The sequence below is a fragment of the Kitasatospora sp. NPDC058190 genome (genome assembly GCF_042883685.1).
In the GTDB taxonomy this organism is placed as follows: domain Bacteria; phylum Actinomycetota; class Actinomycetes; order Streptomycetales; family Streptomycetaceae; genus Kitasatospora.
The window spans coordinates 54,949-67,802 of sequence record NZ_JBHVVI010000004.1 but is presented as its reverse complement, the minus strand read 5'-3'; the positions used below and the strand labels follow the sequence as shown (position 1 = coordinate 67,802).

The window sequence follows — 12,854 nt, the reverse complement described above, 5'->3', positions numbered from 1 at the left end:
GGTGGTGGGGGCCCCGGGGGGGGGGGCCCGGCCGGCCCCCCACGCCGGCTCCGGCGAGCCTCCGGACTAGCGCAGCGGGAACACCTCGAACGGCACCGCGAAGCGCGTCCCCAGCCGGGTGCCCGCGCCGCGGCCGAAGCCCTCCAGGAACTCCCGGGCGTCCGCCATCGCCCCGCCCAGCCCGGCCAGGTACGCCCTGTGCTCCTCCAGCGAGGCGACACCGGCGTCGAAGGTGTCGGTGGTGTCCACCGCGTGCTTCGACTCCGGCGAGGCCGCCGCCCAGATCTGCCGCACCCCGTTCCACGGCTCGTGCCCCTCGTCCACCAACTCGCGGAACACCCAGCGGTTCCCGGCGTCCCGGACGCCGTCCAGAGTCGCCCGGCCGACCGCGATGTGGTCCGCCTGGTTGAGGAACACCCCGCCGTAGGTCTCCCGGAAGTTGCTGGTGATCACGATGTCCGGCCGGTGCCGGCGCACCACCCGGGCGATGTCCCGGCGCAGCGGCAGCCCGTACTCCACCACCCCGTCCGGATACCCGAGGAACTCCACGGTCTCCACCCCGACCACCCGCGCCGAGGCGATCTGCTCGGCCTCCCGCAGCGGCCCGCACTCCTCGGGGTGCATCGAGTCGATCCCGGCCTCGCCGCTGGTGACCATCACATAGATCACCTTCTTGCCCTGCGAGGTCCAGCGGGCGACGGCCGAAGCGCCGCCGTACTCCATGTCGTCGGGGTGGGCGACGATCGCCACCGCGGTCTGCCAGTCCTCGTCGACGTGCTCGTAGGGCTCGGGGGCCTGCTCGGTCATGCTGTCCAAACCTCTCACGCGGCTCGCGCTACTCATGGTCATACGGTCGTACCGCAGGCGACTCTAGAAGAACCGCCTCCCCCACACACCGTCAGACCCGCTTTCGTCTGCCGCGCTTGCCCCTGACGCGTACTTGACGTCCTCCCGCCCCTGAGGGAGCGAGATTCCTGCCACGGTCGTGTGACCGTCTCGGTGGGTTCCTGCTTCATCGCGCGGACGTGCCGGGCGAGAACTGAGGGGTCAGGCGGCGTCAGGGGCGAGCCGAGGGGCAGCAGAGGCAGGTTGCGGCCAGCGGATGCGGGTGGCGCAGAGGGAGACCACGGCGGCCGAGGCGGCGACGGCCGCCATGCCCCACGCCAGGCTGGTGGCGCCGGCGACGAAGCCGATGGCGGCGGGGCCGGCGAGCAGGCCGGTGGTGCCCATGGCGGCGACCAGCGAGAGGGCGTCGGAGCCCTGGCGGGCGGCGGCGACGTAGACGCACGGGGTGACGGCGGCGACGCCGAGGCCGACGCAGGCGAAGCCGAGCAGCGTGGGGACGACGCCGCCGACCAGCAGGGCGAGGGCCAGACCCAGGCCGGCCAGCAGGCTGCCGGTGCGGACGATGCGGCCGTCGCCGAAGCGGGTGCGCCAGCCGTCGGCGAAGATCCGCGCGCAGACCATCATCACCGAGACCACGGCGATGCCCATCGGGGCGAGTCCGGCGCCGGCCTGCACCACGTCCTTGAGGTAGAGGGCGGACCAGTCGTTCATGGCGCCCTCGGTGACGGTGCCGAAGACCATCGCCAGGCCCATCCAGAGCGTCGCCACGGCGGGCAGGGTGAAGCCGCGCCGTTCCTTCCGCTCCGTCGGCGAGGCAACTTCCTGTGGGCCGTCGGCCAGCAGCCCGGGCCGGGCGACGACGACCAGCACCGCCAGCAGCAGCGCGGCCAGGCCGAAGTGGACGGCGAGGGTGCCGGTGAAGGCGTTGACGCCGGAGGCCAGCAGGGCGGCCAGCAGCGAGCCGGCGCTGAAGGTGGCGTGCAGCCTGGACATCGTGGTCCGCTCGAAGCGGGCCTCCAGCGCGGCGCCCTGGGCGTTCATCGCGACGTTCAGGCAGCCGACCGCGACGCCGTCGCAGAACAGCACCAGCAGGGTGACCGGGTAGTTCGGCACCACCGACAGCGCGAGCAGGACGACGCCCAGGGCGAGCGCGGACAGCACCGAGAGCAGGCGGGAGCCGAGCCGCCGCATCAGCACCGCGACCAGCGGGAAGGACACCGCCGCGCCGATCCCGCAGGTCATCAGCAGCAGGCCGATCCGGGCCTCGCCCAGATCGAGCCGGGCCTTGAGTGCGGGCACCCGGGAGACCCAGGTCGCGTACTGGAATCCGAGGACGAAGAACAGTGCGCCGATGGCCAGTTGGGAGCGGCGGAACTCGTCGCGTACGGGGGACATGTGCATCAGCCCACTTCGGCTCTGGAGGGGGACGGGACGTGATCGGCCGGGGCGGCTTCCAACGGCTTGGCCATGTAGACCGCCTCGGCGCCGTAGCTCGCGGGCAGCCCGATCTCGGGCCGGGCGCGGTAGCCGAGCGGGGTCCACAGCACCTGCGAGCCGCGCACCGCGACCAGTGAGAGCGTCCGGTGGCCGGCCGCCCGTCCGGTCTCCTCCAGGTGCCGCAGCATCCGGGGGGCCAGGCCCCGACCGCGCGCCCGCTCGGCGATCACCAGGTCGTGGGCGTGCAGGTTGCTGGCCGGTACGCCGCCGCCGGACTCGGCCCGGCTGAGGTCCGGGCAGCGGAACAGCGGGTACGGCAGGGCGAGCAGGTAGCCGCCGAAGCCGCCGGCGTGCTCCAGGACGAAGCAGGTGGAGGGCGAGGCGCGGTGCCGGGAGCGCAACGCCTCGCCGCCCTCGGACAGGCCGCTGGCGGCGTAGGCGCGTTCCTCCAGCGCGACCACGTCGTCCCAGTCCTCCTCCCGGAGCAGCCGGATCCGGGTGTCGGTCATGCGCGTCCTCCGTCCGGAGCCGGGCCGCCGACGCAGGTGTACGGCAGCGGCGCGAAGCCGTTGAACCCCCGGGTGGCGTAGGCGGTGGAGTACGCGCCGCAGGAGTGGATCCACACCGGGTCGCCGGAGGCGACCGCGCACGGGACCCGTACCAGGCCGTCCTCCTGGGCGTACGCGTCGTCGCTGTCGCAGGTCGGGCCGGCCACCACGGCGTCGACGAACCGCCCGCCGGGGTGGGTGGGGAACTCCAGCCGGTACTGCAACTGGTCCATCTCGTAGAGGCCGTTGAACTTGCCGCAGCTCAGGTAGAGCCAGTCCTCGCGGGTGCCGTCGAGCCGGCGGCGGGAGGAGAGCCGGGCGACGTGGGCGCGGATCGCGCCGTGGTCGGCGACCAGGTGGCGGCCGGGTTCCAGCAGGAACTCCAGCGGGGCGGCGTTGACGGCGCGCAGCCGGTCCATGCCCTCGCGGATCACCGCGAACATCTTGTCCAGCGGCGGTTCGAGCGGGTGGCCGTGCCGGTCCAGCACGCCGAGGGCGGGTAGTCCGCCGCCGAGGTTGATCCGGTTCGGCACGATGCCGCGCCGGTTGAGCGCCTCCAGCACGGCGGCCAGCGACTCGACGGCCGCGCCCCAGGCCTCGGCGGTCATCTGCTGCGAGCCGACGTGGACCGACAGGCCGGAGGGCACCAGCCCGCAGGCGCGGGCGGCGTCCAGCACCCGCAGGGCGTCCTCGGGCGAGCAGCCGAACTTGTGGCTGAGGCCCCACAGCGCGCCCTCGCCGGTGGTGGCCAGGCGGCAGAACACCCGTGAGCCGGGGGCGTGTTCGGCGATCGCGGCGACGTCCTCCAGGCTGTCGGTGGCGAAGTCGCGCACGCCCAGCCGGTAGGCCTCGGTGATGTTGCGGTCGGACTTGACGGTGTTGCCGTAGTGGATCAGTTCGGGGGCGACCCCGGTGCGCAGCGCCTGGGCGATCTCCTGCGGCCCGGCCGCGTCGAAGCCGGAGCCGAGCCGGGCGAGGTGGTCGAGCACCTCCTCGACCGGGCAGGCCTTCATCGCGAACCGGACGGCGACGCCGGGCAGTTCGGCGCACAGGGCGGTGTACTGGCGGCCGATGCCGTCCAGGTCGTAGATCAGGGTGTCCTCGGTGGCGGCGGCGAGCGCGGCGCGCAGGGCGGTGTGGTCGTGCGGGTCGTGGCGGGGTGCGGTGTCGGCCTGCACGGCGGCGCGGGCGGCCCGCGCGCGGTGGCCCGGGTGTCGGGCGCCGGTTCCGCAGCCGTCGGCCTGGTGGCGCGGGTCGGTGGAATGACGTATCACGGATGAACTCCCGGTCCGGCTAGCGCGGCAGCCGTTCGGTGGGGATGGACCTGCTCGCCCGCACCAGCGGGCCCCACGCGTCGATCAGCAGCGCGAAGTCCTCGATGTCCGCCTGCGCCTCGTCGAGCAGACGCGCCCGTCGGGGTGCCAGGCGGTCGGCGAACTCGGCGTACTTCCCGCCGAGTCGGCGGTAGCAGCTGTCGAGTTCGGCGAGCCGCCGGTGATTCTCGGTGCGGTCCGCCGCGGCGCTGCGGCGGGCGCAGTCGGCGATCACCTCGGGGCGGACGTGGTGCCGCTCGTCGAGCAGGGCGTCGCCGGCCAGCTCCATCTCGGAGTAGACCGGGTGGAGGTAGAGCATGGAGAGCAGGAACTTGGCGTAGCGCTCCTGGTAGGCGGTGAAGCCGGAGCCGGTGCGGCGTTCCGGGGTGTAGTAGTTGACGATGTGCCGGTTGTGGGTGACCCCGGGCAGGGTGGCGTCGTACACCAGGTGGTGCAGGAAGTAGTCGCTGCCGATGGTGTCGGTGGCGGGCGGCAGCGGGACGCGCTCGTACACCTCGTGGTCGAGGGCGATGTTGCACATGTCGATCCGCCAGATGTCGGGCCGGTCGAGCACGGCGCGGTCGGCGGTGAAGGGCTCGGTGCCGGCGCCGACGAAGGATTCGGCGACGAGTTCGCGCTTCTGCTCCTCGGTGGCCGTGCCGGGTGCCCAGAGCGCGACCACGTCGTGGTAGACCTCGGGGTCGAGGTCGCGGATCTCGCCGAGATCGACGGAGGGTTCACCGATGAAGGAGGCGCCGACGAGGGCGACGGGCTTGTCGGCGTGCGCCGGGTCGAGGGTGTGCTCGGTGACGGCGGCGGCCGCGTCGGCGGCCCTGACGCCGATCGTGGCGAGCTCGTGCTCGATCGGGAACACCGGTTCGCCGTCGCACAGTTGGTAGCGACTGTCGGAGTCGCGGCGGTGCACCGAGGTGCAGCCGAGCGCGGCGGCCAGCAGGAAGGCCCGGTTGGTGCAGGCGCCGTAGGAGACGGCGTCGGGCAGCATCAGGTCGAGCAGCTTGTCCGGCCCGGCGAGGCCGGAGCGCTCGATCGCCTCGCGCAGGAAGGCGCGTTGGGCCGCCTCGTCCAGGTGGTGGACGACCACACCTTCGGCCGGCGGCAGCGCGGCGACGGCCTCGGCGTGGCGCCGGCGGGCCTGTGGGTCGGCGGAGTCCAGCACCAGCAGGTGCACCTGGACGCCGAACCGTCGGGCGGCGTAGGCGGCTTCGGCGCCGATCGAGGTGATGGTGCCCGCGCACGCGCGGTTGGTGGGCAGGGTCAGGCAGACGGCGCGCATTCCCGCTCCCCCGTGGGCTCCCCGAAGGTACGGCCGCTCCAGGATCGCAGGCCGAGCAACTTCTCCCCCAGTTCCGTCAGTTCGGCTGGCCCGTAGCGCAGCGCCTCGGGCTTGTCGGCGTCCCCGACCAGGGTGGGGTTCCAGTCCGGGGTGCTCAGCGTGCGCCAGGACTCGACCCGGGAGCGGCGCAGTGGCTCGGCCTCCTCCAGGGCGGGCATCATCGACAGGTACTGCACGGCGCGCACGCCACCGGCCGAGGTGTTGCGGGCGACGCCGTGGGCCAGCAGACCGTTCCAGATCAGCAGGTCGCCGGCCTTCAGCTCGGGCCGGATCACCGGGAACTCGTCGCGGTCGACGGCCGGTCGGATCGGGTCGCGGTCGGCGGGCTGGGCGGCCTGCCACGCGTTGAAGCGGCGGAACAGCTCCGGGTCGCACTGGAAGCCACCGTGGTCGGGTTCGGTGTCGTTGAGCGCGATGATGCCCTGGACGCGCTGCGGCAGCATGCCCTGGGTGGTGTCGACGTCCCAGTGCAGTTCGATGTCGAAGCCCTTGTCGGTGGGTTCGATGAGCGCGCGGTCGCGGTTGCGGACGTTCGGCGGGTTGAGGTTGAGCCGGTCGAGGGTGACCCAGAGCTCCTCGCAGTCCCACACGTCCACGAAGGCGTCGTAGACGCGCTGCGACTGGCGGCTGTCCCAGATGAGTTGGTGGTGGTAGGCCTCGACGAAGCCGTAGATGTGCAGGTGCTGGTCGAGTTCGTCGCGGTAGTGGCGCTCGCGGTACCACTCCTCGGGCCGGTCGGGCGACAGGCCCTGGAAGTCCCAGGCGAAGTCGAGCAGGCGCTTGGCGGCCTCGGCCGGGATCGCCTGCTTCACCACGACGTAGCCGTAGGTCTGCCAGTGCGCGTGGTCCTGCTCGGAGAGCACCCGCAGCGGGCGCTCCTTGCGCAGCTCGCGCAGGGCGGTGCGGGCGAGGTAGCTCTCGGTGTCGGCGCTGAAGTAGGGGCGCGGCGAGGCGGCCCGGTACAGATGTCCCTCGGGCTGTTCGTCAGGGCTCGGCATGGGCGGTCACTCCATGGTTCGTGGTCGATGCGGCGCTGCCTGGGGCGCCCGGTGCGGGCACGGCGAGCCGACGGCCGGTCGTTCGGCCGGAAGGGGAATTCGGTGCGCGGACCGGACGCCCGTGCGCGTGCGCTCCTTCCCGCCTCGCTCCGCGAGCACGGGACAGCGCCACGCCATGAGGGCCAACTCGCCCGCCCGGCAGGGCCTCTCACGTCGCATCAGCCCCTGCCGAACCGCACTCCCCATACGTTGGACTAGACCAACTAATGGTGTCAACCCTTTCCCTCGGGTTGCCGATCGGGAAATCGCCGCAGTTCACGGCGCCTCTCGCGGTTCGCTTTATGTTTCGGAGACTGACATAAGGGCGGGTATGTTTCGGGAATTGACATAACCGGGAGCGGTGAACCCCGGCACCCCGCGCACCGTTACGCCGGGCCCGCGCCGCCCGCCCGCCGTAGCTTGGGACTGTGGCACGCACCCGGCTGGCCCCGCCCGGCTGGCTGACCGAGGGCCTGCGGCCCCGGGACACGCCGATCCCCTGGGCCGCGGTGGCCCGTTCCTCGGTCGCGCTCGCCGCCCCGCTCGCGGTGGGTACCGCCACCGGGCGGCCCGGCTACGGCGCGCTGGTGTCGCTGGGCGCGCTGTCCGGCGTCATCGGGGACACCGCCGACGCCTACCGGATGCGGGTGTTCAACATCGCCGTGCCACAGCTGATCGGCGCCCTCGGGGTGCTGGTCGGCACCCAGGTGCACGGCGCCGGCTGGACGACCGTCGTGGTGCTGACCGTCGTCGCGCTGGTCTCCGGCATGATCTCCTCGATCGGCGCGGTCGCCTCCGCCTCCGGACTGCTCCTGCTGCTCAACACCGTGATCGGGGCCGGCCTGCCGATGCCCTCCCCCTGGTGGCTGCCGCCCGCCCTGCTGCTGCTCGGCGGCCTGGTGGTGCTCGCCCTCACCCTGCTGGCCTGGCCGCTGCGCAGCGGCACGCCCGAGCGCGGGATCGTCGCGGACACCTACCGGGCGGTCGCCGGAATGCTGGAGGCCGCCGGCTCGCCCGGATACGACGCGAAGCGGCGTGAGCTCACCCATGCGCTCAACCAGTCCTACGACCTGCTGCTGGCCCGCCGCGCCCGCCGGCACGGCCGCTCCCCCACCCTGGTCCGACTGCTCGCCCAGCTCAACGCCGTGGTCCCGGTGGTCGAGGGCGCCTCGGCGGTCCACCTGCGCCCGCCCGAGTTCGGCCCGCTGGCGCCCGGCTACCCGGCTGCAGTCCGCGAGTTGGCCGCGGCCGTCGAGCTGGGCCGCACCGGCCCCGCGCCCCCGCCCGACCTGCCCGCACCACGCGGCCCGTCCACCAGCGCGCTGGCCGAGGCGATCCGGCACGCCGCCACCGTGGTGCACGAGGCCGAGCCGGACCCGTACGCCTCCGACGACCGGCTCGGCCGGCCCGCCGCTCTGGAGGTCCGGGCCCGGCGGGCGGCCCGGGCACTGCTGTTGTCCGGGGCGTCCTGGCGGTACGGACTGCGCCTGGCACTGTGCATCGGGCTGGCCCAGGTGCTGGTGTCGGTGATCGCGGTGCCCCGCTCGTACTGGGTGACGCTGACCGTGACCTTCGTGATGAAGCCGGACTTCGGCTCGGTGTTCTCCCGCGCGGTGCTGCGCGCGCTCGGCACGGCCGCCGGGCTGCTGATCGCCATTCCGGTGCTGGCCGAGGTGCCGCACGGCTGGTGGGACGTGCCGGTGATGGCGGCGCTGGCCACCCTGATCCCGGCGCTGTCGGCCAAGGGGTACGCCTTCCAGACCGCGGCGATCACCCCGGTGATCCTGCTGCTCTCCGACCTGCTCAACCACCAGGGCTTCCACTTGGTGCTGCCCCGGCTCTACGACTCGCTGATCGGCTGCGGCATCTCACTGCTGGCCGGCTACCTGCTGTGGCCGGAGTCCTGGCACACCCGGATCGGCGACCGGCTGGCCGACGCCGTCCAGGACACCGCCTCCTACGTGTCCCTGGCCTTCGCCACGGCGCCCGGCCGCGACGAGCCGGCCCGGGCCCGCTACCGGCGGCGGCTCTACCGGGACCTGTCCACCGTGCGCTGCGAGTTCCAGCGGGCGCTCACCGAGCCGCCGCCGGTCGGCGCCCGGGCGGAGGCCTGGTGGCCGCTGGTGATCGCGGTGGAGCGGATCGTGGACACCACCACCGCCACCCGGGTGCGGGTCGAGCACGGCGCGCCGGTGCCCACCCCGGCGGAGGTCGGTGCCGTCACCCAGGAGCTGTCCGACCTGGCCGAGGCGCTGCGCACCGGCGCCCCGCTGCCCCCGGTCGACCCGGAGGCGGTGGCGCCGGGCTGCGCGCTGGCCCGGCTGCTCCACGAGGTGCACGCGGCGAGGTCGGTGGCGGCGCCGTGACCCCCCGGTCGCGGCGAGGTCGGTCGCGGCGCCGGGACCGCCGGTCGCGGCGTGTTGCGGGTCAGTCCTGGATGCGCCGCCAGGGCCGGTCCGCCTCCAGCGCGAAGGCCAGCTCCAGCAGCAGCCGCTCCTGCCCGTGCGCGGCCGACAGGTGCACCCCGATCGGCAGGCCGCCGGGCGCCGCCCCGGCGGGCAGCGCGATGCCCGGGCCGCCGGTCACGTTGTTGACCGGGGTGAAGGCGACGTAGCGCAGCAGCCGCTCGACCAGCTCGTCGAAGGCCACGTTCGGGCTCAGGTGGCCGATCGGCGGGGCGGTGTGGGCGAGCACCGGGGAGAGAATCGCGTCGTGGTCGCGGAAGATCCCCGCATACACCGCCTCGGCCCGGCGCAGCCGGCGCAGCACGCCCGGGGTGCGCGGGAACTCGGCCTGGAAGCGGCGGCGCAGGCCGGTGGTCAGGCCGTCCAGCCGGCCGCTGCGGAAGCTCGGGTCGAGCACCAGCCGGCCGGTGACCGCGATCACCCAGGCGATGTAGCCCCAGTACGAGAGGAAGTCGCGGGAGAACTCCTCGCCGAAGGGCAGGGTGGTCGGCTCGACCCGGTGGCCCATCGCCTCCAGCCGGGCGGCGGTCTCCTCGACCGCCCGGCGGGTCGGCTCGTCGGTCTTGGCGATCGGCGAGTCCACCACCAGCCCGATCCGCAGCGGGCGCCCGCCCGGGCCCTCGACCAGGCCGAGCGGGGGCAGCTTCGGGTTGTGGTGGTGGCGTTCGGCGGCGGCGAAGAAGGCGGCGGTGTCACGCACCGAGCGGGTCACCACCCCGTCGGTGACCAGATCGATCGGCAGCTTGCCGCCCTGGGCGTTGGTCACCAGCCGGCCCCGGGTGGGCTTGAGGCCGATCAGGCCGCAGCAGGCCGCCGGGATCCGGATCGACCCGCCGCCGTCGTTGGCGTGCGCGATCGGCACCACGCCGGCGGCGACCAGCGCGGCCGAGCCGCCCGAGGAGGCGCCCGCCGAGTGCGAGGGCTTCCAGGGATTGCGCACCGGCTGGGCGGTGGCGAACTCGGTGGAGGCGTTGAGGCCGAACTCGGGCAGCCGGGTCTTGCCGAGCACGGCCAGGCCGGTGGCCAGGAACTGGTCGGTGAAGCGCGCGTTGCGGCGGGCCGGGCGGGCGCGGAAGGCCTCGCTGCCCATGGCGGTCGGCAGGCCGCGCAGGTCCACGTTGTCCTTGAGGTAGGTCGGCACGCCCCAGAGCGGGCCGCCGATGCCCTCCCGGCTGATCCGGGGCCGTTCGTACGAGGCGTGGGCGACGGGCAGCAGCGTGCCGTCGATCCACCCGGCACGGGCGACGGCCGCGGCGACCAGCTCGCGGGGGTTGACCTCGCCGGCCCGCACCAGGGCGGCCAGCGCCACCGCGTCGTGCGCGCCGAGGGCGTCGTCGGTGAACGCGTGGGCCCGCTCGTCGGTCATTCAACTCCCCATTCCCCGCCGGGCCTTCTACTGCCCGGTAGTACTGACCAGTAGTCTCACAGGAGTTCGCAGTGTAGGCACGCGACACCACCGCCCGATAGTCCCGACACCGGGGCTCGCCCCCGGCGGCCGGACCGCGATCCGTCAAACACCGGGCGGCGCACGGGCGTTCGGCATGCGCCCCCGCGTTCACCCCACCCGCCGGTCGCGAACCGTTTCACCGGCGGGCCCCGGGAAAGATCCCGATCGCCCATCGATCCGGCCATCCCCCACCCGAGGTGACGCCCTTGACCACCCAGTACCACCCGACCGCCCGATACACATCGGCCGCCGCCCCCGGCGCGCTCCCCCTGCTCGGCCATGCCCCCGCCTTCGTCCGCCGCCCCTTCGCCTTCATGGCCGGCCTGGCCGCCCACGGCGACCTGGTCAGGCTCCGGCTCGGCCCGCTCGACGCGTACGTCGCCTGCCACCCCGACCTGGTGCGCCGGCTGCTCACCGACGACCACACCTACGACAAGGGCGGGGTCGTCATCGACAAGGCCCGCGAGGCCTTCGGCAACGGCCTCGCCACCTGCCCCGCCGCCGACCACCGGCGCCAACGCCGCATGCTGCAACCCGCGTTCCACCGCGACCGGCTGCCCGGCTACGCCGCCATGATGGCCGAGGAGATCGCCGGCACCACCGCCCACTGGCGCGACGGCCACGTGATCGACGTGCCCGCCGCGATGTACCGCCTCACCACCGCCGTCACGGCCCGCTGCCTGTTCGCGGCCCACGAACGGGCCGGCTCGCTGCCCGTGCACGCGTGCATGGACGTGGTCACCCGGGGCGTCGCTCGCCGGATCATGCTGCCGATCCCCGGCGCCGACCGGATCCCCACCCCCGGAAACCGCCGTTTCCGCCGCGCCGAGCGGAACCTGCGCGAGATCACCAAGCGGCTGATCTCCGACTACCGGGCCACCGGCACCGACCGCGACGACCTGCTCTCCATGCTGCTGGGCGCCCTCGACGAGAACGGCACCGGCCTGTCCGACACCGAGGTCCACGACCAGGTGGTCACCTTCCTGCTGGCCGGCATGGAGACCACCGCCGCCACCCTCTCCTGGGCCTGGACCCTGCTCGCCGCCAACCCGGCCATCCGCGACCGCCTGCACACCGAACTCGACACCGTCCTCGACGGGCGCCCCGCCCGCTACGAGGACCTGCCCGCGCTGCCGCTCACCGCCCGGATCGTCAGCGAGACGCTGCGGCTCTACCCGGTGCCCTGGGTGCTCAGCCGCACCGTCGCCGCGGACGCCGAGCTCGGCGGCCACCGCATCCCGGCCGGCGCCACCATCCTGTTCAGCCCCTACCTGCTGCACCGCCGGGCCGACCTGTTCCCCTGCCCCGACCGCTTCGACCCCGACCGCTGGCTCACCACCGCCCGCCCCGCCCCCGGCACCTACGTCCCCTTCGGCCTCGGCGCCCGCCGCTGCATCGGCGAGGCCTTCGCCACCACCGAGGCCGCCCTCGCCATCGCCACCGTCGCCGCCCGCTGGACCGTCACCCCCACCCCCGGCCGCCCGGTCCGCCCCGCCCGCAGCTCCTCGATGTCCCCCCGCCCCTTCACGGCGACGCTGACCCGCCGGGCGCGATGAGGGGCGCGCGGCTCACGCGGTGATCGGAGTTCGGTACTGTCCCGGCGGGGCCGGCCGCAGGTGTGCCGGCCGGACCTGCCGTTCGACCGGGACACCATCACACCATGAACGCTCGATCCCCGTTGGGGCTCCTGACCGGGCTGCTGCGCGCCGTCCGGACGTACCCGCGCCGCTCACCGCTGACGTTCGGTTACGTCGGCCTGCTCCTGCTCGGCCACGCCTGGGTCGAGTACGGGCTCTCCGACGCGGGGGCCGACGACCTGCGGGACTACATCAGCACCAACCTGGACAACCTGCACGACCACCCGGTCAGGGCCCTGTTCGGCAGCGCGCTGCTGTACGACGGCACGCTCACCGACGTCACCTCGACCGGCTTCGGTGGCACCCTGATCACCCTCGGCCTCGGCATCGTCGTCAGCCTGGCCTGGGCCGAACGCCGCTACGGGACGCTGCGCGCCGCCGCGGTGTTCCTCGCCGGGCACATCGGCGCCACCCTGATCACCGCCCTGGTCATCCTGCTCGCGCTGCGGCAGGACTGGTACCCGGAGAGCGTGCGGGCGGCCTCGGACTACGGCATCAGCTACGGCGCCCAGGCCGCCCTCGCGTTCGCGGTCCTCGCCCTGCCCCGCTGGGCCCGGCTGCCCTGGGCCGCCTTCGTCCTCGCCTGGCCACTCGGCGGCGACCACGCATGGCCCGGCCCACTCCCCGAGTTCACCACCGTCGGCCACCTCCTCGCCGCTGCCCTCGGCTTCGCCCTCGCCGCCGCCACGGCCACCACCACCCGCCACCGCACGGGCGCACCCGCCACCGCGGGCCCGAAGGGGTGATCAGCCGCGGCCGGCCGCCTCCGC

At 73.9% G+C, this 12,854-nt stretch carries 10 protein-coding genes; 3 read left to right on the top strand and 7 right to left on the bottom strand.

Annotation, left to right across the window (positions count from 1 at the left end):
* Positions 1-66: 66 nt before the first annotated feature.
* The 6 genes from ACFVWU_RS03080 to ACFVWU_RS03055 all read right to left on the bottom strand — a co-directional run bounded on the left by ACFVWU_RS03080 (position 67) and on the right by ACFVWU_RS03055 (position 6,496).
* Positions 67-807 (bottom strand): PIG-L deacetylase family protein, encoded by a 741-nt coding sequence (locus ACFVWU_RS03080; RefSeq protein ID WP_387614728.1) that lies wholly within the window; start codon positions 805-807, stop codon positions 67-69.
* 240 nt (positions 808-1,047) lie between these two features.
* A complete protein-coding gene (locus ACFVWU_RS03075; RefSeq protein WP_387614725.1) occupies positions 1,048-2,241 on the bottom strand; it encodes an MFS transporter in 1,194 nt (397 codons plus the stop codon).
* 5 nt (positions 2,242-2,246) lie between these two features.
* Complete coding sequence (locus tag ACFVWU_RS03070; protein WP_387614722.1) at positions 2,247-2,792, bottom strand: GNAT family N-acetyltransferase; 546 nt, start codon at positions 2,790-2,792, stop codon at positions 2,247-2,249.
* A complete protein-coding gene (locus tag ACFVWU_RS03065) occupies positions 2,789-4,009 on the bottom strand; it encodes a type III PLP-dependent enzyme (RefSeq protein ID WP_387614838.1) in 1,221 nt (406 codons plus the stop codon). The genes ACFVWU_RS03070 and ACFVWU_RS03065 overlap by 4 nt, the downstream gene beginning before the upstream one ends.
* A 115-nt stretch (positions 4,010-4,124) precedes the next feature.
* Positions 4,125-5,438, bottom strand: coding sequence for a DUF6271 family protein (locus ACFVWU_RS03060; protein WP_387614719.1), 1,314 nt, complete (start codon positions 5,436-5,438; stop codon positions 4,125-4,127).
* Positions 5,420-6,496 carry a phytanoyl-CoA dioxygenase family protein gene (locus ACFVWU_RS03055; RefSeq protein WP_387614716.1) on the bottom strand — a complete coding sequence of 359 codons (1,077 nt, stop codon included), beginning with the start codon at positions 6,494-6,496 and terminating at the stop codon, positions 5,420-5,422. Before ACFVWU_RS03055 ends, ACFVWU_RS03060 begins: the two co-directional genes overlap by 19 nt.
* A 467-nt stretch (positions 6,497-6,963) precedes the next feature.
* Here ACFVWU_RS03055 and ACFVWU_RS03050 point away from each other — a divergent pair, with 467 nt between their 5' ends.
* Entirely contained in the window at positions 6,964-8,901 is a 1,938-nt protein-coding gene (locus tag ACFVWU_RS03050) for an FUSC family protein (RefSeq protein WP_387614713.1), read from the top strand.
* A gap of 61 nt (positions 8,902-8,962) precedes the next feature.
* On the opposite strand, the gene ACFVWU_RS03045 is transcribed toward ACFVWU_RS03050, so the two are convergent.
* The gene (locus tag ACFVWU_RS03045) at positions 8,963-10,366 is read right to left on the bottom strand and encodes an amidase (protein WP_387614710.1); all 1,404 of its coding nucleotides are present in this window, start codon (positions 10,364-10,366) and stop codon (positions 8,963-8,965) included.
* A 287-nt stretch (positions 10,367-10,653) separates the two neighbouring features.
* Between ACFVWU_RS03045 and ACFVWU_RS03040 the strand changes: the two genes are divergently transcribed.
* Both ACFVWU_RS03040 and ACFVWU_RS03035 read left to right on the top strand, forming a co-directional pair.
* Positions 10,654-12,003 (top strand): cytochrome P450, encoded by a 1,350-nt coding sequence (locus ACFVWU_RS03040; protein WP_387614707.1) that lies wholly within the window; start codon positions 10,654-10,656, stop codon positions 12,001-12,003.
* Between the two features lie 104 nt (positions 12,004-12,107).
* The gene (locus ACFVWU_RS03035; RefSeq protein WP_387614704.1) at positions 12,108-12,830 is read left to right on the top strand and encodes a rhomboid-like protein; all 723 of its coding nucleotides are present in this window, start codon (positions 12,108-12,110) and stop codon (positions 12,828-12,830) included.
* Positions 12,831-12,854: the final 24 nt, after the last annotated feature.